We start from the raw sequence: 24312 nt of genomic DNA on the forward strand, positions 1-24312 counted from the left end.
ATAAGACTGAGGTTTCTTATTTCGAGCAGGAGAAAGCGCGGCTATAAGTTGTTTTTTAGACGTCTAGACAGCATAATAACGGATTACTTTGCTGGTAATTCTTGGGAATGAGTTGCAAATACTCAACTGTCCCCGCAACTGTAAAAGTCGCCTCGGTGGCTCAAGTCAGATACCAAGACCAGCAGATACACTCTTAGCGGGCGTACTGTGAGTCACATTCAATTTATTAAATAGCGGTCGTTTTTGATGGCTGTATTGTATGTGCTTAGCGCCCTCAATGATGTTTTAAGGTAGGCATGATACAAGCAAGTTCACCACCTCCTATGTTGAGTGTTAAGCAGCTAGGGCTGAAGGTTAATCAATCCACTATCCTCGACGACATAAGTTTTGATATAAAAACGGGTCAGTTTATAGGATTATTAGGTCCCAATGGTGCGGGTAAATCGTCATTGCTGCGCTGTATTTATCGCTATACCAAGCCATCATATGGCTTTATTCAATTGCTTGATAAATCCATCGATGATTATTCTCGACAAGCCTATGCTCAACAAGTTGCGGTGGTATTGCAAGAGGTACCTGAGCAGTTTAATCTCGCGGTATTTGATGTGGTTGCAATGGGGTTAACACCACACAAACCTTTGTTTTCATCAATGGACCAAGACGATAGAAATTATGTTTATACAGCACTTGAAAAGGTTGGCTTAACACATAAGAACACACAAATGTTTTGCTCTTTATCTGGTGGAGAAAAGCAACGAGTAATGATTGCCAGAGCAATGGTGCAACGCCCTAAACTATTAATAATGGATGAACCTACAAGCCACCTTGATGTGAAGTATCAAATTCAAATTATGGAATTGGCAAAATCTTTAGGCGTGAGTGTGCTGGCTTCTTTTCATGATCTTAACCTCGCTTGTGCCATCTCAGATAGCTTACTGGTGTTACATCAAGGCAGTTTGAAAGCGCAGGGTAAACCTCAAAATGTACTTACCTCTCATTTACTCAGTGATGTTTTTGGTGTGTGTGCGGATGTAAGCTTGGTGCAAAGTGCAAGCGATATTCATAATGTTGTACCTCATATTCGCTACCATTATGGTTATGTAAAATGAGTCGATTAGGATTACTTTGCATCTTTGTATTACTGACTTTGGTTAGCTTTATAGGGGCCTTGAGCTTAGGTGCAATCTCGATAGACTTACTCGATGTGTGGCAGGCTTTATTATCATACGATAGTCGTCACCTTGAGCAAAAAGTAATCGTTGAGTTGCGTTTACCTCGTACAATTTTGGCTTTTTTAGCAGGGTGTGGGTTGGCTATGGCTGGCCTGATTTTACAAACCGTTACTCGAAACCCTCTGGCCGATCCGTATCTATTCGGGATCTCGTCAGGTGCCTCATTAGGTGTGGTGGTATTATTTACATTAACGGGGGTTCAAGCCGGTTTGGCGCTATCTGGCGCTGCATTTATTGGTAGTTTACTGGCAATGACTGCGCTCATTGTTATCACCCGTACACAGATGAGCAACCAAGTAGAGTCTTTGGTGTTAGCAGGTGTGGCGTTGTCGTTCTTGTTTAGTGCTTGTACCAGCTTATTATTATATTGGAGTGACCCACAAGCAATCAGTGCGATTGTATTTTGGACCTTGGGTAGTTTTTCGCGGGCCGATTGGCAAACGTTATGGCTGCCTGCATTGGTTGTCAGTTTATGTATTGCCTGTATGCTACTTTTTCGTCGCACACTCAATGCGTTATTACTCGGAGATGAAAATGCAACAACGCTGGGTGTGCATGTTACCAAACTACGTTTAGGTATGTTGCTATTAAGTTCGCTGTTAACGGCTGTGCTCGTTGCTATATGTGGTGGTGTGGGATTCGTAGGGTTAATGGTACCACACATAGTGCGGTTTTTTATCTCTCAAGCGAGTACCGCAGGCTTGCTCGCAACCGCTTTCTGTGGCGGCCTATTTATGATCTGGGTTGATGTCATTGCACGTTCAGTGCTAGATAACCAAGAACTGCCTGTTGGTGTTATTACCGCTGCGGTAGGTAGTGTATTTTTCTTATTATTGCTGGTGCTACGTAAGCGCAGCTCGCCATCAATGTAGAGCAATATGATGGCAGGTTTACCACTGAAATTAAAATAATGGGAACTAAATTGAAAACTCTTATGGTGCAAGGCACAACCTCCGATGCGGGGAAAAGTACTTTAGTTGCGGGCTTGTGTCGGGTATTGGCACGAAGAGGTGTGAATGTTGCGCCGTTTAAACCGCAAAATATGGCACTCAATAGTGCGGTTACTCCCTGTGGCGGTGAAATCGGTCGAGCACAGTCACTACAAGCTATTGCGGCAAAGGTTGAATTAAGCACTGATTTTAATCCTATTTTGCTTAAACCAAACAGTGATACGGGCGCGCAAGTGATCATTCATGGTCGCTCTATCGGTAATATGGAAGCGGTCAAATACCATGATTACAAAAAGGTTGCGATGCAAGCGGTGCTGCAATCTCATCAACGCTTAGAAAGTCAGTTTGAAGCCGTGTTAGTTGAAGGGGCTGGCAGCCCTGCGGAAATTAACTTGCGTGAAAATGACATTGCTAATATGGGTTTTGCGTGTGAGGTAAATTGCCCTGTGATAATTATTGCCGATATTGATAAAGGTGGCGTATTTGCACATTTGGTTGGCACGTTGGCGTTACTAAGTGAGGCAGAACAGGCATTAGTAAAAGGTTTTGTGATTAACCGTTTTCGTGGTGATATTAGCTTGTTGCAATCGGGTTTAGACTGGTTAGAGCAATACACGGGTAAGCCTGTATTAGGTGTATTGCCGTATTTTCACTCATTAAATCTTGATGCCGAAGATGCCGTTACGCTCGATAATCATGTGACTGATAGCCAGTTATCTATTAGCGTGCTATTAGTGCCTCATATTAGTAATCATACTGACTTTGATAGCTTACGCTTACATCCAAATATTGATTTACGTTATGTACGTCATGGTGAGCAAATTGCTGCTACCGATCTAATTATTATTCCGGGTAGTAAAAATGTGATAGCTGATTTGGCTTTTTTGCAAAACGAGAGCTGGCAAGGCGAGATAATTCGACATTTGCGCTTTGGTGGTAAAGTGCTAGGTATTTGTGGTGGATTACAAATGCTAGGTAAAGCTATTTATGACCCCAGCGGTATTGAGTCGAGTAAAAACGAGATACAAGGGTTAAACTTAGCTGATTTTACGACCACGTTGATGCCTAGCAAAACCCTAACGCAAGTAACGGGTGAATGTTTGTTAGACAAAACACCTGTTGCTATCAACGGCTATGAAATTCATTGTGGAGTAAGCGAAGGTTGGGCTTTGAGCAATCCATTTATGCGTTTTACCGCACATCCAAATGGTATAAAGCATGATGGCTTTATTTCAGAAGATAGACAAATAGCAGGTACTTACTTACATGGTTTATTTGATAGCCCTGATGCGGCCAAAACAATATTGGATTGGGCCAGCGGTGGGCGTTTGCAAGCGCCTGCGTTTGATTTGGCCACCCACCGAGAGCTGCAACTTGAGCGACTAGCTGACAGCTGTGAGCAATACCTTGATATGAATAAAATTCTCGCCTTAATGTTAAATAATGATAATTGAATGAGGAAGCTATGAGCGATTCACACGACAATAAAAGTCAAGAAAAACACCAACAAAGGCAACAAAAAGTAAAAGATCAAGTTGATGCGAAAGTTGCAGCTGCTGATAAAGTTCAGGGTATTTTTCAAGTTATTACCGGTAATGGTAAAGGTAAATCTACTTCAGGTTTTGGCACGGTTGCCCGTTGTGTAGGTCATGGTCAAAATGCCGCAGTGGCACAGTTTATTAAAGGTATGTGGGCGTGTGGAGAGCGTAATCTACTTGAAAAGGCGGGTGTCCCATTTGCTGTAATGAAAACAGGTTTTACATGGGAAACACAAAACCGTGAAACAGATACCCAAGCTGCACAACAAACTTGGCAACAAGCAAAGGCGTGGCTGGCAGATGAAAGCATAGATCTCGTTCTATTAGACGAGCTGACTTATATGGTGACGTATGATTACATCAACTTGGATGAAGTGCTGGATGCACTTAGCAGTAGGCCAAAAATGCAGTCGGTGATTGTGACCGGGCGTGGTGCTCATCGCAAGTTAACAGAGTTGGCTGATACGGTGAGTGAAGTGCGTAATGTAAAACATGCTTTTGAAGCGGGTGTTAAAGCGTTAGAAGGTTTTGATTACTGATGCAGTTGCGTTACTTTGCTTGTATATGTGTTTTGTTTACTTGTTGTGTTGTACAGGCTAAAGAAGCACAGCGTATCATTGCGCTTGCCCCTCATATTGTAGAAAACCTGTTCGCCATTGGCGCTGGAGAGCGTATTGTAGGCACAGTTGAATATGCAGATTACCCTCAAGAAGCGAGCGACATTATGCGTATTGGTGGCCACAATGGTATTGCGCTTGAGAGGGTGCTTGCGCTGCAACCTGATCTTGTGATTGCTTGGCAATCAGGCAATAAAAAAGCCGATTTAGATAAGCTTGAAAAGCTAGGTATAAAAGTTATTTATAGTAATACAAAAGATATTACTAAAGTGGCTGATGAGCTGCAATTGTTTGGTCGCTTAACAGGGCAAAATCAACAAGCAAAAAGGCTCGCGGAGCATTTTACAGCGCGCTTACAGGCGCTAAAAACACAATACAAAAATAGCGCGCCACTGCGTGTATTTTATCAATTGTGGCCCGAACCTATGATGACGATTAATAATAATACGGTAGTGCATCAATTGCTCGACGTGTGCGCTGTTGAAAACGCATTTGCCGATAACGCCACAGACTACCCACAAATTAGTATTGAAAATGTGCTGCAAACCAAACCTCAAGTGATTGTATTACCAGTTGAAAAAAGTAAAAAAGTGATGCCGACTATTGATTGGCAAGCTTGGCCTGAGATCCCCGCAGTGAAGCATAAGCAATTTATTGAAGTGGATGCCGATTTATTGCATCGGTTCAGCACTCGGGCACTTGATGGGGTAACCGACATGTGTGATAAATTGCAGCGCGCACGCACCCACTATCAACAACAATAAAGGATAGCTCCATGGCAACGTGGCAAGACTTACTAAATCAGCAAAAACAACAATCTTACTTACAAGAAACACTCAACTATGTAGCGCAACGCCGTAGCGAAGGTGTGACTGTATATCCACCACAATCACAAGTGTTTGGTGCATTTGAGGTGACGCCTTTTGAGCAAGTGAAGGTTGTTATTTTGGGACAAGATCCTTACCACGGATCCAATCAAGCGCATGGTTTATGCTTTTCGGTGTTGCCGGGCGTTAAGCCACCCCCATCGCTGGCGAATATGTACAAAGAGTTAGCGCAAGATATCGACGGTTTTAGCATTCCAGAACATGGCTACTTACTGCCTTGGGCAGAGCAAGGAGTTTTGCTACTCAATACGGTATTAACGGTTGAACAAGGTGCGGCGCACTCTCATAAAAAGCTAGGTTGGGAGCGTTTTACCGATGTGGTTATTGAGCAGTTAAACGGACATAGTGAAGGCGTTATATTTTTACTTTGGGGCGCACACGCCCAGAAAAAAGGTAAGAATATCGATAAACAACGCCACTATGTATTACACGCACCACACCCTTCGCCACTGTCAGCGCACCGAGGGTTCTTTGGGTGCCAGCACTTTTCTAAAACTAATGAGCTGTTAAACACGATGGGCAAGCAGCCGATTAACTGGCAGGTGTGATTTTTTTAGTGCAAATGTTTGTAATAAAAAAGGCTCCTCGGAGTAATGCTGATCAGTTAAGAAATATTTAACGATCCATTGACCGATCTTTTGAATGCTTCAAAATCCGATATCAGTTATTGATGTCGGATTTTTTATGCGCTTTGAAACAGAATTAGCTACAACTTTTGATGCTTGTAATACTTTTCATACTTTTGAAAAGTTTGCAGAAATACTATCGCCTCAATTAATTGAGCAAGGCTTTAAGCAAGCAGGTGTAGCAACAGTTAGAAAGCGTCGATTACCTTTAGAAACTGTACTTTGTTCAATCGTAGGGATGAGTTTATTTCGACAGCGTTCAGTTTGGGATATTGCAACACAGATGGATATTATGTTGCCAGGTAAAAAGCCATTAATGGCCCCAAGCGCATTAGAACAAGCTAGACAGCGATTAGGAGCTGAAGCTGTTAAGCAAGTATTCTTAGCAATGTCTGAGCAAAGTTACCAACATAATCAATTTGAAACATGGTCTGGGTTGAATTTGCTAGCCGTTGATGGGGTGGTATGGCGAACAACCGATACACCAGAAAGTCATCAAACCTTTAAAGCGCAAAGCAACGGACATAGTGACAATATATTTCCTAAAATACGAATGGTTTGTCATATGGAGTTATCAATCCATCAACTTATCAATAGTGCTTTTTCAGATTATCGAACAAATGAAATGATGTTATGTTTGCAGAGCAACTTATAAAGAATACACCTGATAACTATCTGACTATATTTGATAAGGGTTACTACTCACTTGGGCTATTAAATCGTTGGCACCAAGCTGGTGAGCATCGACATTGGATGATACCTGCACGCAAAGACCTACAATATGAGGTCATACAACGACTTAGTACAAACGATGCAAGGATAAAGCTAACAACAACCCCGCAGTCACGAACCAAATTTGATGATTTACCTGCTCAGCTAGAAGCAAGGTTAGTGACAAAAGTCATCAATGGTAAAAGTTACCGTATTCTAACGTCAATGACAGATCCTAAGCGATTCGTAAGAGAGGAAATCGTTGAGCTTTACCGTTATCGTTGGGAGATAGGAATAGGTTTTAGGGAAACGAAACAAACTTTACTCAATAGTAAATATACCTTGCGCAGCAAGCGACCAGAGATGGTAGAGCAAGAGCTATGGGGTATTTTGTTGACGTATAACCTGATCCGCCAAGCGATCACTGCGGCAGCAAATCGATTCGACAATGTGTATCCGAATGAGTTAAGTTTTGCGAGTTGTTCAATGGCTGTGACTCAATTTTTTGCCACAATACCAATCACATCGTCGGGGAACATTCCGAAGCATTACGCCCAATTAAGTTACTTTAAATTACTACCAAAACGAGAAGATAGGCGTTATCGTAGATGGATTAAGCCAAAGCCTTCTAAATATCCGACTAATAAAAATGCCAATCAGCTTAACTGACTGGCATTACTCCTCGGAGCCTTTTTAAATTTATATGAGTTAGGCGGGTTAGATAAAATCTAAATCATCTAAATCTAAGTTGTCTGCGAAGTAATCCAGTTCCTGTAGTTCTTTGCGAAGACGCTGTTTATCTTTTAGCGCTTCAATTTCACGCCACTTTCGTTTTTGCTTTTTTTGAGAGGTTCGCTTTGTTGTTTCAGGACCTTCTAATACTGCAATAATATCGTCTAGGCTATCCATGAATTTCTCCTATTGATTATTAACCTCAATAACGCTCTCGCACATAAAACCGCGCTGCAAGCAACTTTGGTATACCATAACGAGTGTGAAAATAAAACAATAATGTGTCGGTTAGGTTAGAGATAAGTGACAGTTTGATTACAATCAATAAAAAGAGGTGAAATAAAAAACGCCGCAAAAAGCGGCGTTAATAGGGATGTGATTTAGGTAGAGGCTTATAGGGCTTTAAAGCGTGCTTCTAACTCTTCTTGCGCTTTAGCGAATGCGCGAATACCTTCAGCTAGTTTTTCGGTTGCCATGGCATCTTCATTGTGCAACCAACGGAATTGGGCTTCGCTTAATGGTGCAGGCTTTGCCTCTACTGGGTAGTCATTGTCTAATAGATACTCTTGCGCAGCAGTTAACTGACCAAGCTCTTCAAGTAGTGCGGGGCTAATAGTCAATTTGTCACAACCTGTGAGTGCAATGATCTCACCGGTGTTACGAAAACTTGCACCCATTACTACGGTTTTATAATCGTGACGTTTATAAAATTCGTAAATAGTACGCACTGACTGTACGCCTGGGTCGTTTAATGGGTCAGTTGGTTTTTCAAGGCCATTAGCAACGTGCCAGTCTAAAATTCTGCCCACAAAAGGCGAAATTAAAAATACTTTGGCATCGGCGCAGGCTCTTGCTTGTGCTTGGCTGAACAATAACGTTAGATTACACTTAATGCCTTCTTGCTCTAATTGCTCTGCGGCTTTGATACCTTCCCACGTTGAAGCAATCTTAATAAGAATTTTATCTTGGCTAACACCTTCTTTTTGGTACAGCGATAGCAACGTTTTTGCTTTTGCAATCATCGCTTGCGTATCGAACGACAATCGAGCATCTACTTCGGTTGAAATGTAACCAGGCACAATATCTGCAATCTCTTTGCCAATCAGTACTGCAAAATAGTCACAAGCCAGTTCTAGCTGCTTGTTTTCATCCGTTTCAACACTTTTAGCATAATCCCAAGCGCGTTGCAGATAGGCTTGATATGCAGGCATTTCGCTTGCTTTTAGAAGGAGTGACGGGTTTGTTGTCGCATCTTCAGGTTGGTGTTTGCGAATGGCTTCTATGTCGCCTGTGTCAGCAACAATCGAAGAGTGTTGTTTTAGCCTATCTAGTGCTGATGTCATTGGTATTCCTCATTCCTATTTTGCAGCAAAAATTATTAAAAATTTTAGTGTTACTATGTTGCAGTACCATGACGACCTTTAATAGGTCAATTGTCCGTATTTACTCGGATAACATGCTTGTTAGGTGCTAATGGACTGCAACGCAAGAAGTACTTTGATTAAATTGTAGTTACCCCTTATAAATTCAAAGGTTATTCTGTACTTGAAGTAAACAAAGGATAGTGTTGAAATTGACACTAAACATATTTTAAGTCAATAGGCGCGCTATGATCACGGTAATCTCACCTGCAAAAAACTTGGATTTTGAAACTCCCGCTAATGTATCAACGTATTCGCAACCTGAATTGCTAGAACACAGTGAAGAATTAATGACAGTGTGTCGTACATTGTCTTCTCAACAAGTTGCTAGTTTGATGAAAATAAGTGACAAATTGGCAGGGTTAAATGTGGCACGCTTTAGTGAGTGGTCGCAGCCTTTTACCACAGGTAATGCTAAACAGGCTGTATTGGCTTTTAATGGTGATGTATACACAGGACTTGAGGCAACCACTTTAAGTGATAAAGCACTTGAGTACACACAGCAGCATTTACGAATTTTATCGGGCCTCTACGGTGTACTAAAGCCACTTGATTTAATGCAAGCGTATCGATTAGAAATGGGCACCAAATTAGAAAACAGTCGAGGCAAAAATCTGTATGAATTTTGGGGCTCAATCATAGCGCAAAAGCTCAACGAAACGCTAGCGCAAGCTAATACAACTCAGTTGGTTAATTTAGCCTCAAATGAGTATTTTAAAGCGGTGGATAAAAAAGTATTAAATGCAGGCATTATCACGCCTATTTTTAAAGACTGCAAAAATGGCCAATACAAAGTCATTAGCTTTTATGCCAAAAAAGCCCGTGGCATGATGGCTCGATATATTATGGAGCAACAGGTATCGTCACTTGAGTCTTTAAAGCAATTTGATGTAGCTGGGTATTACTTTAGTGAAGAGGCGACCAACAAAGCCAATGAGCCAGTGTTTTTAAGAGCTGAGCAAAATTAATTTTACAATACTGGTCTGATAAGTCAGCAAAAACAACGGAAGTAGTATGAATAAAAATGTATTGTTGCTGGCGACTTGTCAGGGGTTGATCACCACAGGAAATATTTTACTGGTTACAATAGCGGCGCTAGTAGGACAAGCTCTTAGCCCAAGTGCAGGGTTCACGACCTTTCCTGTTGCAACTCAAATGATAGGTTTACTACTGACCACGATTCCAGCATCGTTAATTATGGCAAAAGTTGGCCGAAAGGTGGGGTTTTCTTTTGGTAATTTGATTGGCATTAGTGGCACACTTTTAGGCTTTTGATCGTTAACTACAAGTGATTTTTGGCTGTTTAGTTTGGCTACTTTTTTGATTGGTATTGGTATTGGCTTTGCGACTTTATATCGGTTTGCTGCTATTGAAGCCAGTGATAACCCAGCTACTGCGATTGCAACAGTAATGGCAAGTGGGGTTGTAGCCGCTATATTAGGGCCAAATATTGCGGTTTGGGTGAATGCACATTTTGCGTCTATAAACTATGCCAATGTATTTACCGCGTTATCAGCATTATATTGTGTGGCTTTGTGTTTATTGCAACTGGTTACTTTTAATGAAATAAATCATACAACAAAACAACTTACTCCACGCCCTCTTAAGCAAATAATTGGGCAACCTAAATTTATTACTGCGGTGCTGGTGGCAATGACTAGTTACACCACCATGAACCTTTTGATGACCGAACCCCGTTAGCAATGCACCGTCATGGCTTTGATTTAAGTGCATCGGCATTAGTCATTGAATGGCATGTGCTTGGCATGTTTGTTCCCTCTTTTTTACAGGCAAGCTTATCGCCCGATTTGGGCAATCAACTGCGATGGCTTCATGGGCGTTAGTGGTACTCGGGTGCTGCGTCGTTAATTTGTTAGGTGTAACTCACTGGCATTTTTTGTTGGCTTTGTCTTTATTGGGAATTGGTTGGAATTTTATGTTTATTGCAGCGACTCATATGGTGAGCGAAACATATCAAGATCATGAGCGTGGTAAAGCTCAAGCGAGCAATGAGTTTTTGGTATTTAGTATGGTTGCTATTTCCTCTTTAGCGGCGGGTTGGTTAGAGTCGGAAATTGGCTGGCAAGCATTAAATATTGCCGCTATGCCAATGATGATATGCACACTATTGATTGTTGCCATCTACCAATTTACTCAAAAAAGGCTAGAAATATCAATTTAACTGAGTAGTTCTTGTTGTAGCGCCTTATTTTGAACGGGCACTTGTTTGTATGAGGTTCTGTCAAATATCTTTGTGTCACCTATACTTGGAGAAAGTGAATGAGAATGCGTTAAAAAATGCGTTTTTTAAGGACATATTATGACAGGCAAACCTTTGCGTTATGGCATTGATCAAGGCAAACGGAAGTTACTTAAACAAGCGGCAGGTTTAGGCGTATGCGCAGCACTGGGCTTTAAAGCGCCTTATGTTTTTGCTAAAAAAACATACACTGTAAGGGTATTGGGTACGCATGTGACTTTGCAACCTGCGCTCAAAGAGCAAGCTCAAAAAGATTTAGGAATAAATTTAGAATTTGAACCCAGAGGTAGTGCTGCAGTATTACAAAAAGCAGCAATGGCACCAGAGTCATTTGATTTGTATGAGCAATGGTCAAATAGTATCAATGTGTTGTGGTACTCAGGTTCAATACAGCCTATCGAAAAAAAGCGCCTTACATACTGGGATGAAATCAACGCATTAACTAAAACTGGACGTATTCAACCCAGTGCTGGTATTGGTGCCGGTGATGCTCCCTATAAATTACTTCATGTGCAAGAGGACTTAACGCTCTCAGATGCGCAGAGTGATTTTATTAGCTATTTACCCTATGTACACAACGTAGATTCATTTGGCTACAACACGCAGGTAATTAAACCGGGCGTACCTTATGAAACAGAAAGTTGGGGGTGGCTTCTTGAACAGCAGTACCGAGGTAAAGTGGCAGTAGTGAACGCACCTACAATTGGTTTGTTTGACTTAGCATTGGCAGCGCAAGCGCAGGGTTTGATGCGTTTTTCAAATATAGGCAACATCACTAACAGTGAGCTTGATCAACTTTTTAAAATATTGAGCGAATTTAAACAGCAGGGTCACTTCAGTGGCTTTTGGACATCGGTTCCTGAATCTGTTGATTTTATGAAAAGTAATCGCGTGGTCATAGAAAGTATGTTCTCACCGGCAGTTTCTGCTCTTAACGGTCAAAATGTGCCCGTTATTTATGCCGCGCCGAAAGAGGGTTATAGAGGGTGGCATGGGGTTATGTGTTTGTCTTCTGCGACTCAAGGGTCAGTGAAAGATGCTGCTTATGATTATATGAACTGGTGGTTATCAGGCTGGCCTGGAGCATTTATCGCCAGGCAAGGCTATTACATATCTAATCCTCAGCGCGCAAAAAACTTTTTGTCAAAAGCTGAGTGGGACTATTGGTATGAAGGTCTACCTGCAGCACATAATTTAACGGGTACGGATGGAAAACTGTCGGTTAAAAAAGCAGAAGTGCGCACAGGTGGCAGCTATCTTAAACGTTTTAGTAATGTGGCAGTGTGGAACACTGTTATGCCTAGTTATGACTATAGCTTACAAAAATGGTATGAGTTTATTAGCTAGGAGAAGTGCATGAGTTTTTATCGCTCCTTAACATTTCAACTTAGCTTAGGCCTGCTTTGTATAGGTGCTTTAATTTTAACATCGGCCTATTTAACGAATGTGAGTTATCAATTACTTGAGCAACGTGATGATGAAATAGCCAGTGCGGCACAGTTGGCAGAAACAGGGTATTTGCTTGAGTCGTCTGTTATTGACTTACAGCGTAACGTTCTAATTTATAAACAGTCTGCCAGTGCTGCTGCAATAAATCGCAGTAATGAGCTAATTGAGAAAATACAGGCTGCCTTAGCAGAAATAAACCAAGCGTCATATCGCAGTGAAGAAGCAGTTGATATGGTAACGCGTATGCAAAACCATTTGACTGACTATAAAGAAAACTTACTTGTGGCGGTTAACGGTCGAGAAAAGCGCCAAGCATTGTATCAAAAAGACCTATTAGTTTTAATCAATACTGCGCAAAAAGACATAAATAATGAACAAGATGTTGAGGGTAAGACAGCTGCTTCTTTGCAGCTGACCAAAGCACACAACGCTGTATTAGCTTATTTAATAACACAAAATGCAGCGCATGTGAAAGAGTTTAACCAACATATGTCAACTATTCGAGCACAGTTTGCAAAACGTCCCATTGCTAGTCAATTCAACGCCATTAGCATGTCTTTTAGAAGGCTTCACCAAACCATAAGGGGGTACTTATATTTAACCAATGTTGTTTTACCGGGCACAGCCAATGAAATATTACACTTATCTTCGAGGCTTAGGGTTTATGAAGAGCAAGGTATGCAGGAAAAGTTAGTTAAAGCGAAAGAAGTGACTAGTTCTTTGCAAGCACGTAGTGAGCTATTTATTTTTCTGAGCATGGTGCTGGTAGTGATTTATGCCGCGTTTTTAATAATAAGAGTAATTAGTCCTATTAGATCGCTTACTGCGCTATTTAAACGCTTAAGCAATAATTTGCATGTTGAGCATATCCCATATCTAAAACGAGAAGATGAAATTGGTCAGTTGTCTGTGGCGGCCAGTGTATTTCATAATAAAAATCTGCAAACAAATGACTTGTTGGAACGTACAAAAGAGCTAGTGATTGAACAAAAAGAGCTAAATAAAGAACTAGAAGTCAAACGTAATGAAGCTGAGCAAGCTACGGTATCAAAAAGCTTGTTTTTAGCGAATATGAGTCATGAGATACGAACGCCAATGAACGGCATTATTGGTTTAGTTGAATTGCTAAAAGGCTCAAATTTGGCTGCGGAACAACAAGAGTGCATTGATAAAATTAGTTACTCAAGTGGTGTATTATTGGCCGTGATTAACGATATTTTAGATTTTTCAAAGATTGAAGCGGGTAAACTTGATATAGAAGAAAAAGAGTTTGCACTGGGTAAAATGCTAGACAATGTATTAGCCTCGGTGAGCTTACGGGCGGCGGAAAAAAACTTATACTTTCGGTGTATAAGCCCTGTTGGGTTAACCCATTTAGTTGGAGATGAGGTTAGGATAACTCAGATAATTTTAAACCTATGCAATAACGCCATTAAGTTTACGGCCTTGGGAGGCGTAGAGCTGCGTATATCGGTAAATGATAGCGCTACAGGAGAGATCATCTTAAATATAGATGTGGAAGATACCGGGATTGGTATGACACAGGAACATCAAAACGATGTGTTTGAGCAATTTTCTCAGGCGGACGTCTCGACCAGCAGACGGTTTGGTGGAACGGGGCTAGGATTGGCTATTGTTAAGCAGCTATGTGAGTTGATGAACGGAAGTGTGAGCGTGCATTCACAAAAAGATAAAGGTTCTACATTTTCTGTATTTCTTCGCTTAAAGCATGCAACGGAGTGTGCTCAGCATAAATTACCTGAGGGCAAACCATTCGCGATTTCTATTTTGACCTGTAATCGTTCAAACAAGACTACACAGATTTTAGCAAGCTATTTAAAGGCGAATAAATGTGTAATTAATTACCTTAACAGTAAAGAGCTAAGTGAAAAAAAGCAGCTAGGCAAGGGTTGCTGCATGTTATTGGTGTTAGATCATGAAATGTCTCAGCAACTATCGCTATCTGATATTGCGTTATTGCAGCGTGACAATGTAGATTTATGCATTGTACTAGATAAACGAGATTCAGTGTTGCTTACACGAGTTGGAATTTTTAAAGATATTCGGGTGTTAGAAATGCCATTCACTTACGGTACTTTTTACAGCCAAATATGCAAACTGTTCAAATATGACAGTGGTGGTGAGCAAGCTTTAACTGAATCTGAAATAACATTGAACTTACAAGGGCGAGTGTTATTAGTAGAAGACAATGCGGTGAATCAAATGGTTGCTGAGAAGCTTCTTAGCTCATTAGGATTAGAAACAGATATTGCTGAAGATGGGCGTCAAGCTGTTGATAAGCTGAGTAATACACCTTATGCGTATGATTTGATATTTATGGATGTGCAAATGCCAGTAATGGATGGTTTTAGTGCCACTCTCTTTATTCGTAATGAGCTCAAATTAGAGACGCCCATTTGTGGTTTGTCAGCAAATGCAATGTCAGAAGACTTTGATAAAGCCATAGCCCATGGGATGGATAATTTTATCACTAAACCAATTGCAATGGATAAGCTAAAAGCTGTGTTGGAGCAGTATTTAGGGTGAAGTGTGACTGACCTTAAGTGAGAAATGCGCAAATTTTCTATTGTATCGCTAAGACCAAGCAGCAATGGGGGGGGATACTTTAATCCCTTGCAGTTATCTATTAAACTCATCAGACTATTTGCTAACTAATGACGCATTTGGTTTGTGCTAGAATTATTAACAACGACACAAACACGGTGGGACTCGTTATTTCTGCTTATTATGCTTTAGTTAAATTCGTTTACTTATTTCCTTTTTTAGCGACTGTGATGAGCCATGTAGCTTTTGCGAATGAGCCATTAACGGTTGCGTTTGGTCAAAGTCGCCCACCCTATGTCAATGAATCTTCACAATCAGGTATTAGTGTTGAGTTGTTTGACACGATTGCTAAAACTTTGAATTGGCAGTATCACCCCATTTTTGTCTCGAATAAACGTATGGTTAGGTTACTGGCAAAGGGTAAGGTAGACATTGCGGTTGAAGTTCAAAATAGCGATAAGCAAATGTACTACTCAATGCCATTTATTTCGTACAGTAATTATGCTATCCATAATCGTTACTCTGAGTTTAAGCTCAGCTCAATGAGCGAGCTGTTAAAATATAGTGTTTGCGCGTGGCAAAATGCCGCAGAGCACCTTTTTTTGGATAAAGCATTTAAAGATAAAGAAGATTACAGTGAGTATTCAAAGCAACAAGAACAAGTGATTGATTGGTTATCAGGTAAGTGTGAAGTTATTTTAATTGATGATACGTTATTAAGCTGGCATTTAGCCCACCTCAAAGAGGGTCGATATCAATATTCTCCTGATAATTGGGGAAAAGCACTGTTGCCTGCAGTTAATAACCCACTGTGGTTTTATGTTGGGTTTCGCAACGAGGCACTGAGAAGTAGTTTTAATTTCGCGTTACAACAGTTAAAAGCATCGGGGCGCTATGAGCAGCTGCGTTTGCAGATCAGATAACTCTTTATAAAAATTTGCTTTGAAAAAGGGCGCAATGGCCCTTCACATAAAACTTATATACTTGGTGTCATGCCCATGCAGCTGGCATAGAATGTGGTTGTTGCCGGCCAGTCACTAAATACACCGATTACGCCGACTTGTTTAGCAAGTACATCGAGTAAAACGAGTGCGTCAGCATCGTTATCAATGGCATCAGAAATAGACTGATAATACCAGCCCCCCCCTGTTGTAAGTGGACCTGAACGCTCTAGTGTCCACGTTATAATATCAAGTCCAGCGGCTGTTGCTGCCTTAGCATATTCAGAAGGTACGATGTTTTTATCATTATCTAAGGTGACTAACATCCAAAGTGGTGGAGCAATGATTTTTATACCATCATTGCTAAGCTCAGCCATGGTTGGTTGCCATGTATCAGGGTTATTTGGGTTAAAGCCTGCAACATCGTATCGATCATCTAAGTAAACAGCTTGAGCACCAAAGTCAGCTTCGTTGTTTACCCAATATTTTACATCGTCTAGGTTAAATGATTGGGCAAAAACGTCTTTGGCTGCAACACCCGCCGCTTTGTACTCATCAATCATTTTCTGTGCATACATAGCTTGGCTCATTCCCTCATAAGGCATATCTACACTGGCAGATTTTAACTCCGGAGTCATTTTTACATTCAGCGATTTAAATAGCGCGATACTCTCTTTGTGAGTAAGCAAAGTACCTTGAGTTGAATATAAATCCGTACGCCAATTAGCGGTGCCTTTGAGGTATTCCTCTACGGTTGTTGCATCAGGGTTTGCACCATCCATTTTACCTTTTAACTGCCTAAATTCAGCCAGGGTGATGTCTGATGTACAACATTGTGCACTAGCAGGTGTGCCGCTAGCAGCATCTGCTGGAGTGAACGGTTGCGAGCACTTAGCAGCCAACTCTTCAATGGCCAAAATATTAGTCGTCGTATGCAAGTCGCATTGTGAGTGGCGACAAACCAATTCTTTGTCCTTTGTAAAAGTTACATCGCACTCTAAAATGCCCGCACCCATTTTAGCTGCAGCTATGTAAGACTCTTTGGTGTGTTCTGGGTATTGCATTGGTGCACCACGGTGACCAATTGAAAAGTCGGTTTTATAAAAGGGACCATCCTGACAGGCTTGTAGTTTTGTTTTTAGTTCGCTTTGTGGGAGTTGGTTAACTAAAAACTGTACGCGTGTACCCAGTTGCACATCGTTAGCGCTACCTTTAGGTACTTCGACAATTACGGGTACTTCAACCTTTTCAATGATGGTGACTGGTTTTTCAACCACCACCTCTTTGGTTACTTCTTTTATTTTAGTGTCATCGCCACAGCCGCTTAAAGCGAACAAGGTCGTCATAGAGAGTAATATTTTATACTTCATGTTAGTACATCATCTGTTTTTATAAGGAAAACAAATGTTAATTAAGTTACGTGAAGGAAAAATGATAACACTATGACAAGTAACACATTAGAGCGAGTGTTAGAACACTAGCTCTAATGATTATTTATCAATTGGATTAACGATAACTTGTACGATAGTTGTTTACCCACAAGCGTGTAGCGCCACATACAGCGACTGGCATAACGATTAGGTTTACAATTGGAATGGAAGTTAGCACAAATACTGCAAAACCAAACCCGTAAGATAACCCTTGCTTGCTTTTTAAATCATCTTTCATTTGCTTGAAATGAATCTTATGATTATCAAAAGGGTAGTCGTTATATTGCACGGTGTACATCCAGCAAGTGAACATGACCCACAGTACTTGGCCCACAAGCGGTAAAATCCACAGCAAAATAAAAAAGCCGAGCGCTCTAGGTAGGTAATAACATAATTTAGTCCATTCTCGGCCTAGCATACGAGGCACATCTTTGAGTAAGTCAGCCAAAGAATCATCATTAATTTTTTGGCCTGTTAAGTGAAGCTCTACTTTTTCACTTAATAAGCCATTGAATGGTGCCGCGATAAAATTGGTGATTACCGTAAACACCATGCTATAGCTAAACAAAATCACCATGACAGCAATGGGCCACATTAACCATTCCAACCAACTTAGCCAGCTAGGTAAAAGGTTATTTAAATAATCAAACCCTTGGATTAACCAATCATATAAAAAGAATAGTGAGCTACCAAATAGTAGAATGTTGATCAGTAATGGAATAAAAACAAAACGTTTTAATCCTTTTTGAGTGATCAGAGAAAAACCAGAGAGAAAATACTCTATACCTTGCGTTAACTGCACCACAACCCCCAAATTAATACGTTAAATTTTTACCACAGTATACGCTGGGCTAAACCTGCGAATAAACCAAAATACGTAACAAACTATTGCTGATTGCCCATCTATTTATCAATTTAGCATAAACTTTTTAAAAAATATATTTTAACCTTATGATTTAGCTTGATTTATATGTGTTGCTAAGTCCGGTGGTTGAGATACAATTGCTCGCTTTTTGACTAATTCATAAAGTAGTAACCAATTTTTACTGGAGAACCGATAAGTGGCCGAGTTGCTTGGGATTGTGTGTTTAATTTTGATTAGTGCTTTGTTTGCTATGTCTGAGATTTCGATTGCAGCTGCGCGAAAAATTAAGCTAAAAATAATGATGGATGAAGGGCATCATGGTGCGGAGCAAGTGCTCAAACTGCAAGCGCAACCAGGGGCGTTTTTTGCCATGATCCAAATCGCTTTAAATGCCATCGCAATTTTGGGTGGAATTTTGGGTGAGCAAGCCATTACTGAATCGGTAAGCTACTACATTAGTTTGTTTTATCAAGGGCCTTTACTTGGGCAAGTGAGCTTTGTTATCTCATTTGTAATTATCACTTCGTTGTTTATTTTATTTGCAGATTTACTGCCTAAGCGTATCGCCATGATCATGCCTGAAGCGGTTGGGGTTCGAGTGGTTGGGCTGATGAATGCAGTTACGATTGCATTTAAGCCTATGGTACTGTTTTTTAATGGTGTTACAAATCTTCTGTTAAAGCTATTTGGCTTGCCAACAGAGCGCAAAGATGAAGTTACCACAGAAGAAATTGTGGCAATGATGGATGCGGGTGCAAAAAGTGGTTCTTTGCAAGCACAAGAGTATCAGCTAATTGGTAATGTCTTAGAGTTAGAGTGTCGTACTTTGCCTATGGCAATGACAACACGTGAGTCAATCGTATTTTTAGATATTGACGATGATAGTAGCGTTATAAGTCAAAAAATATTAGGCAATCCTCATAACCAGTTTTTGGTATGTGATGGCCATTTAGATAAGCTGATTGGATTTGTTGATACCAAACAAATACTCAAACAATTGCTGCGTGGCGAAGCCATTCATTTAAACGAGCAAATAATTGAAAAAGAAATTTTTTATTTGCCAGAAACGCTGACCTTATCCGAAGCTCTAAATGCGTTTAAGTCAGCAAGTGAACAATTTGCTGTGGTGGTAAATGAATATGCCTTGATTGTTGGGCTTGTCACTATCAAAGATTTAATGAGCAGTTTTATGGGAGACTTAGTTACGTTTTACGACGAAGAGCAAATCGTGCAACGTGATAATGAGTCTTGGTTAGTAGATGGTGCTACACCCATAGTTGATTTATGCCGTGTCATTGATTGGCAAGAACCGCCAGAGGCTAATCAGTATGAAACAGTCGCTGGTTTTTTAATTTATCGGTTAAAGCGTCTGCCAAAGCGAGCTGACCATATTATTTGTAATGGGTTTAAGTTTGAAGCCATCGATATTAAAGGAGTGAGAGTAGAGCAGCTATTAGTGAGTCGCGTCAATGGCGGTGCAGCAGAGTTGTAATTTTACACTTGATAATTTTAAATCATGCCCATACACTAAAGTTAGGCACTGGTAGTTTTTGCCTATCTTATTTTGGAGTCTGAATGCGTTTTAGTCAGTGGTTTGTCGTATCTTGTTTGTGTGTGTTGTTCCTATCTGTGATCAACGCGCCGATGAGTTATGCAAAAGTTGAAAATCACTACGAACAGCAACAAAGTGTTTTTATAGATTCAGACCCAATTGACCACGACCCTCAAGAGCTGATAGTTGGCTCCGTAAACTATCAGTTAGAGACGGCTAGTACTGCTTGTGCGGAGCAAGGTGCAAAGTCACCTCGTGTATCACAATACCTACAATTAAGCATTCGCGCCCCACCTACTGTATAAGCATATTAAAAAAACTTTTTTCGTCAGCTTATATAAAGGTGTTCTCATGTCTAAATACCAAACAATTGGCAGCCAAGCGCTTGCTATAGATACTCATTTTGATATTGCGCTTGATAATAGCGTAATAACTTCTCTTGATAGCCCAGCTCGTGAAGTGATGCATGGCTTTGCTCAAGTACCACCACAACTCATTGATAGCAATACAGTGTTAGATGATGCTTTATTAATTATGCAGCAAACGCATATGCGTATCAGCTTTGTTGTAGATGCACATAATAATATGCTGGGTCTCATTTCAAAAGCGAGGCTATCTAGTAGCTATGTACTTAAAATATCAGCTAAAAAAGGCATTCCTCGTGCAGATATGACGGTATCTGATGTCATGACTCCCTTATCATCTTTAAATAGTGTGAATGAACTTGCCGTGGGTAGTGCGCGTGTTGGAGACATAGTAGAAAGTATGGAAATGGCCGGTCACGAACATTTGTTGGTGGTCAGTCAAACTCCACAGCAGATATGTGGCTATTTTGATTTGATTGATATTAGTCGTATGACGGGGTCTTCACTAAATCAAGTGAAGTCTGCAAATTCATTTAGCGAAATTGTTGATAGCTTATTGCATCATGCTGAGATTTAACTAATTCCAATCACTTTGATTGATAAGTCAGAGTAATTTGATGTTCCTTGTAAAATAAAGTTAATGAAAACCAAGGCACCGAAAGGTGCCTTTTTCGTGTGTAATTTTTTGTTGTTAATAAGTGATTTTATTGCTCTAGACGAGTGAAATATTTCGTTAGACATACGAGCGTGAATTTATTTTAATGCGCAAAAATAAGCATTGAGTATTTTACCTTTTTAAGGAACGATAATGACCAAAGATATTTCTTCTGAACACGCGCGTGATTGTTATAACGTGCGCCACTGGAGCCAAGGTTTCTTTGGCATTAATGAGCAAGGAGCGGTTACCGCAATGCCTAAACTGGCGCAGCCAGAGCATGCCGTGACTTTAGAAAACATCGCTCAGCAGATTCAGTCTCAAGGGTATACTTTACCTGCTTTGATACGTTTTCCTCAAATTTTAAGCCAGCGTGTACATAGTATTTGTGATGCATTTAACCAAGCAATTGCGAATTATCAATATCCTGAAGACTACTTGTTGGTATATCCAATTAAAGTTAATCAACAACGTGAGGTTGTTGAAGGAATTATAGCGAGCCAAGCCAAAGCACCAAAAAAACAATTAGGCTTAGAGGCTGGTAGTAAGGCTGAGCTATTAACTGTGCTTGCCATGAGTGAACAAACTTCCGCAGTTATCGTGTGTAATGGTTATAAAGATAAAGAATATGTGCGTTTAGCGCTGCTAGGTGAGAAGCTTGGTCACCAAGTTTATATTGTTTTAGAAAAACGCTCAGAGTTAGATATTGTTATGGCGCAAGCCAAAGAGATGAACGTAACACCACGTTTAGGGCTGCGCGTTAGATTAGCTTCCCAAGGTAAAGGCAAGTGGCAAGCTAGTGGTGGAGAAAAGTCTAAGTTTGGTTTATCTGCGTCTCAAGTATTGACGGTGATAAATCAGCTAGCGCAGGCTAAGTTGTTAAGTGCATTACAATTAGTGCATTTTCACCTTGGCTCGCAAATGGCCAATATTAGAGATGTAAGGGTTGGTGTGGGTGAAGCCGCACGCTTTTATTGTGAATTGCGCCGTTTGGGTGCCAAGTTACAATGCTTAGATGTGGGTGGTGGGCTTGCAGTTGATTACGATGGAACTCGAAGCCAATCACATAACTCGATGAATTATAGTTTGGCGGAATATGCCAATAACATCGTGCATACTATAGGTGATACATGCAAACAGTATCAGCAACCGATGCCAAAGATTATCTCTGAATCAGGACGTGCGCTTACGGCACATCACGCGGTACTGATCACTGATGTGATTGGTACAGAGAGTTATCAGCCTGAAGTGATGGTTGCGCCAGTTCAAGACGCCCCTCATTTGTTACATAATATGTGGACATCATGGCAAGCGCTAAATGGACAGCGAGATGACCGTGCTTTGATTGAAATTTATCATGATACACAAAGTGATATAACCCAAGCTCATGATCAATTTGCTATGGGGCTATTGAGCTTAGAGCAGCGAGCTTGGGCTGAGCAAGTTAACCTCAGAGTATGTTATGAACTTAATATGCGTATGGATAACAAAAACCGTTTTCATCGTCCAATCATTGATGAACTCAGTGCTAAGTTAGCTGACAAGTTCTTTGTTAACTTTTCATTATTTCAATCTTTGCCGGATGCATGGGGTATTGAGCAGGTTTTTCCTGTATTGCCATTAAGCGGTTTAAATGTTCAGCCTAAAAAGCGTGCAGTACTATTGGATATAACGTGTGACTCTGACGGTGCTATCGAACATTATGTAGATGGACAAGGTATTGAAAGTACATTACCAGTGCCTGAGTACCATGCTAGCCAGCCCTACTTACTTGGCTTTTTTCTAGTGGGTGCCTACCAAGAGATACTGGGTGATATGCACAACTTATTTGGAGATACGCATACGGTCGTTGCAACACTAGACAATGATGGTTTGTTACACTTAGGCGAAGTAGATGTTGGTGATAGTGTTGCTGATATGATGAGGTATGTGCACTTAGATGTCGCACAGTTTAAAGCTAACTTTGCGAAGTTGGTAAAAAGCAAATTACCTAAGCATGAGCAAACAATTTATCTTGCTGAGCTTGAGCACGGGCTTGATGGGTATACTTATCTAGAAGGTGTGTAACTTATGAGCCAGCTATTTGATCATACCGATCATTCTTTATATTCAAATGGTATGACATTTTTACGCCAGCCGATGGTGCATGATATGACGAATATTAACTCTGATGTCGTGGTGCTAGGGTTACCGTTTGATTTAGCAACATCGGGTCGTCCGGGGGCGCGCCTCGGACCTGATGCGATTCGTCGAGCCTCAGTACATTTAGCATGGGAGTCGAGGAAATACCCTTGGAATTTTTCATTGTGGGATAAGTTGAGTGTGTCTGATGCGGGGGATTTTACTTATCCTGTAGGTGATCCTGAATATTTTACCGCTCAGCTCGAACTGGCAGTGCAGCAAATAATACAACAAGGTAAAGCGTTGTTAGGGTTAGGTGGAGATCATTTTGTAACTTTACCACTGTTGCGAGCGCATCATAAAGTCTATGGGCAAATGGCATTGGTTCATTTTGATGCACATACTGATACTTATAGTCAGGGCTCACGCTATGATCATGGCACCATGTTTTATCATGCACCAAAAGAAGGCCTAATAAGCGCAAAGCATTCAGTGCAGATTGGTATACGTACCGAGTACAATCAAGATAATCATGATTTTGATGTTATTGATGCGATGCTAGCAAATGATTTAAGCGCGACTCAAATAGCGCAACTGATTAAATCACGGGTGGGGGATTTACCTGTATATGTAACGTTTGATATTGACTGTTTAGACCCCGCTTTTGCGCCAGGTACTGGCACGCCAGTGTGTGGAGGATTAAGTAGCGACAAAGTATTAAAGATTTTACGTGCTCTACAAGGGGTTAATATCATAGGTATGGATGTTGTTGAAGTTTCACCAGCATACGATCAAAGTGAGTTAACAGCAATTATGGCTGCGACCATTGCATATGAGTTATTGCACCTTTGGGCTATAAAACATCGACCCTAACCATTTAATAAATGTCGAATGACATGTTTGGCATTTATTAGCGACTAGGAAAAGGTAAGTGGTAACGCTTGGCGTACCAGATAAACAGTGGAACTTCGAGAGCAATAAAGGAGACCAGTGTAAACCAAAACCAATTCATATCAGTAAATATAAAGCTAAAGCGTGCGTCACTGTGATAAAAAACTGACCCGACAACGGATAAAGATACACTTGCAGCTATCGCATCTTGCAATGATATTTTTTTCAGTGTGTTGGCGCAGTAAGGATAAATAAGCCCATACGCAATACTAAGCACGATCATATTTAATATGATCACATTAAACTCAATCCCCATACTTATTTAGCCTACATTTTTTCATTATTACCACATACACTAATTTGCTGTGTAATGTTAATCACGACAAAAAGAATATCGTAATCATCCACTCATACTTTAGATAAATCGGCCGTGAGAGAGTTTACTTTAATAAAAATTTATTAGTTTTAGGTGCTGATGTTTAAAGAATAATAATTTATGTATGG

Annotated in this window: 25 protein-coding genes and 1 riboswitch; of the genes, 20 read left to right on the forward strand and 5 right to left on the reverse strand. The window is 40.6% G+C overall.

The genetic code is table 11. The annotated features are described in order from the left end of the window. Positions 1-75: 75 nt before the first annotated feature. Positions 76-197: riboswitch (cobalamin riboswitch) on the forward strand. Between the two features lie 99 nt (positions 198-296). From SANK73390_RS15040 to SANK73390_RS15075, 8 genes are all read left to right on the forward strand, one after another. Further along, positions 297-1109, forward strand: a complete 813-nt coding sequence (locus SANK73390_RS15040) for an ABC transporter ATP-binding protein (protein ID WP_462766892.1) — start codon at positions 297-299, stop codon at positions 1107-1109. Continuing rightward, positions 1106-2104, forward strand: coding sequence for a FecCD family ABC transporter permease (locus SANK73390_RS15045; protein WP_462766893.1), 999 nt, complete (start codon positions 1106-1108; stop codon positions 2102-2104). Before SANK73390_RS15040 ends, SANK73390_RS15045 begins: the two co-directional genes overlap by 4 nt. Before the next feature lie 50 nt (positions 2105-2154). Next, positions 2155-3636 carry a cobyric acid synthase gene (locus tag SANK73390_RS15050; protein ID WP_462766895.1) on the forward strand — a complete coding sequence of 494 codons (1482 nt, stop codon included), beginning with the start codon at positions 2155-2157 and terminating at the stop codon, positions 3634-3636. Positions 3637-3647: 11 nt separating this feature from the next. Further along, positions 3648-4259 carry a cob(I)yrinic acid a,c-diamide adenosyltransferase gene (gene cobO, locus SANK73390_RS15055; protein WP_462766897.1) on the forward strand — a complete coding sequence of 204 codons (612 nt, stop codon included), beginning with the start codon at positions 3648-3650 and terminating at the stop codon, positions 4257-4259. Next, a complete protein-coding gene (locus SANK73390_RS15060; protein ID WP_462766898.1) occupies positions 4259-5101 on the forward strand; it encodes a cobalamin-binding protein in 843 nt (280 codons plus the stop codon). The genes cobO and SANK73390_RS15060 overlap by 1 nt, the downstream gene beginning before the upstream one ends. Before the next feature lie 11 nt (positions 5102-5112). After that, positions 5113-5772, forward strand: a complete 660-nt coding sequence (gene ung / locus SANK73390_RS15065) for a uracil-DNA glycosylase (RefSeq protein WP_462766899.1) — start codon at positions 5113-5115, stop codon at positions 5770-5772. A gap of 136 nt (positions 5773-5908) precedes the next feature. Beyond that, entirely contained in the window at positions 5909-6505 is a 597-nt protein-coding gene (locus SANK73390_RS15070) for a transposase domain-containing protein (RefSeq protein ID WP_462766900.1), read from the forward strand. After that, positions 6484-7230, forward strand: a complete 747-nt coding sequence (locus tag SANK73390_RS15075; protein ID WP_462766901.1) for an IS4 family transposase — start codon at positions 6484-6486, stop codon at positions 7228-7230. The genes SANK73390_RS15070 and SANK73390_RS15075 overlap by 22 nt, the downstream gene beginning before the upstream one ends. Positions 7231-7278: 48 nt before the next feature. On the opposite strand, the gene SANK73390_RS15080 is transcribed toward SANK73390_RS15075, so the two are convergent. Both SANK73390_RS15080 and tal read right to left on the reverse strand, forming a co-directional pair. After that, positions 7279-7470: a DUF3545 family protein gene (locus SANK73390_RS15080; RefSeq protein ID WP_152085136.1), complete on the reverse strand. Its 192-nt coding sequence runs from the start codon at positions 7468-7470 to the stop codon at positions 7279-7281. 215 nt (positions 7471-7685) lie between these two features. Continuing rightward, positions 7686-8636 (reverse strand): transaldolase, encoded by a 951-nt coding sequence (gene tal / locus SANK73390_RS15085; RefSeq protein WP_462766902.1) that lies wholly within the window; start codon positions 8634-8636, stop codon positions 7686-7688. 266 nt (positions 8637-8902) lie between these two features. On the opposite strand from tal, the gene yaaA reads away from it, so the two are divergent. From yaaA to SANK73390_RS15120, 7 genes are all read left to right on the forward strand, one after another. Further along, on the forward strand, positions 8903-9682 hold the full coding sequence (gene yaaA, locus SANK73390_RS15090; RefSeq protein WP_462766903.1) for a peroxide stress protein YaaA: 780 nt from the start codon (positions 8903-8905) through the stop codon (positions 9680-9682). Positions 9683-9728: 46 nt separating this feature from the next. Further along, complete coding sequence (locus SANK73390_RS15095; protein WP_462766904.1) at positions 9729-9989, forward strand: hypothetical protein; 261 nt, start codon at positions 9729-9731, stop codon at positions 9987-9989. A gap of 33 nt (positions 9990-10022) precedes the next feature. Beyond that, positions 10023-10415 (forward strand): hypothetical protein, encoded by a 393-nt coding sequence (locus tag SANK73390_RS15100; RefSeq protein WP_462766906.1) that lies wholly within the window; start codon positions 10023-10025, stop codon positions 10413-10415. A gap of 124 nt (positions 10416-10539) precedes the next feature. After that, positions 10540-10896, forward strand: coding sequence for an MFS transporter (locus tag SANK73390_RS15105; RefSeq protein WP_462766908.1), 357 nt, complete (start codon positions 10540-10542; stop codon positions 10894-10896). Between the two features lie 165 nt (positions 10897-11061). Next, positions 11062-12321, forward strand: a complete 1260-nt coding sequence (locus tag SANK73390_RS15110) for an ABC transporter substrate-binding protein (protein WP_462766957.1) — start codon at positions 11062-11064, stop codon at positions 12319-12321. A gap of 9 nt (positions 12322-12330) precedes the next feature. Then, entirely contained in the window at positions 12331-14970 is a 2640-nt protein-coding gene (locus SANK73390_RS15115) for an ATP-binding protein (protein WP_462766910.1), read from the forward strand. A 248-nt stretch (positions 14971-15218) separates the two neighbouring features. Then, positions 15219-15911, forward strand: a complete 693-nt coding sequence (locus SANK73390_RS15120; RefSeq protein ID WP_462766912.1) for a substrate-binding periplasmic protein — start codon at positions 15219-15221, stop codon at positions 15909-15911. A 53-nt stretch (positions 15912-15964) separates the two neighbouring features. Here the strand turns inward: SANK73390_RS15120 and SANK73390_RS15125 are convergent, their stop codons facing one another. Both SANK73390_RS15125 and cysZ read right to left on the reverse strand, forming a co-directional pair. Continuing rightward, complete coding sequence (locus SANK73390_RS15125) at positions 15965-17299, reverse strand: glycerophosphodiester phosphodiesterase family protein (RefSeq protein ID WP_462766914.1); 1335 nt, start codon at positions 17297-17299, stop codon at positions 15965-15967. Positions 17300-17435: 136 nt separating this feature from the next. Continuing rightward, positions 17436-18161: a sulfate transporter CysZ gene (cysZ, locus tag SANK73390_RS15130; RefSeq protein ID WP_462766916.1), complete on the reverse strand. Its 726-nt coding sequence runs from the start codon at positions 18159-18161 to the stop codon at positions 17436-17438. A gap of 259 nt (positions 18162-18420) precedes the next feature. Here cysZ and paeA point away from each other — a divergent pair, with 259 nt between their 5' ends. The 5 genes from paeA to speB all read left to right on the forward strand — a co-directional run bounded on the left by paeA (position 18421) and on the right by speB (position 23790). Beyond that, a complete protein-coding gene (gene paeA, locus SANK73390_RS15135) occupies positions 18421-19716 on the forward strand; it encodes a polyamine export protein PaeA (RefSeq protein WP_462766918.1) in 1296 nt (431 codons plus the stop codon). Positions 19717-19799: 83 nt separating this feature from the next. Further along, positions 19800-20081 carry a hypothetical protein gene (locus tag SANK73390_RS15140; RefSeq protein WP_462766920.1) on the forward strand — a complete coding sequence of 94 codons (282 nt, stop codon included), beginning with the start codon at positions 19800-19802 and terminating at the stop codon, positions 20079-20081. Positions 20082-20127: 46 nt separating this feature from the next. Beyond that, complete coding sequence (locus SANK73390_RS15145; protein ID WP_462766922.1) at positions 20128-20718, forward strand: CBS domain-containing protein; 591 nt, start codon at positions 20128-20130, stop codon at positions 20716-20718. A 231-nt stretch (positions 20719-20949) separates the two neighbouring features. Continuing rightward, the gene (gene speA, locus SANK73390_RS15150) at positions 20950-22863 is read left to right on the forward strand and encodes a biosynthetic arginine decarboxylase (RefSeq protein WP_462766924.1); all 1914 of its coding nucleotides are present in this window, start codon (positions 20950-20952) and stop codon (positions 22861-22863) included. Positions 22864-22866: 3 nt separating this feature from the next. Further along, positions 22867-23790, forward strand: a complete 924-nt coding sequence (gene speB, locus SANK73390_RS15155) for an agmatinase (protein ID WP_462766926.1) — start codon at positions 22867-22869, stop codon at positions 23788-23790. Between the two features lie 37 nt (positions 23791-23827). Here the strand turns inward: speB and SANK73390_RS15160 are convergent, their stop codons facing one another. Then, positions 23828-24124, reverse strand: a complete 297-nt coding sequence (locus SANK73390_RS15160; protein WP_462766928.1) for a hypothetical protein — start codon at positions 24122-24124, stop codon at positions 23828-23830. Between the last annotated feature and the right edge of the window lie 188 nt (positions 24125-24312).

This window comes from Pseudoalteromonas sp. SANK 73390, assembly GCF_054966645.1.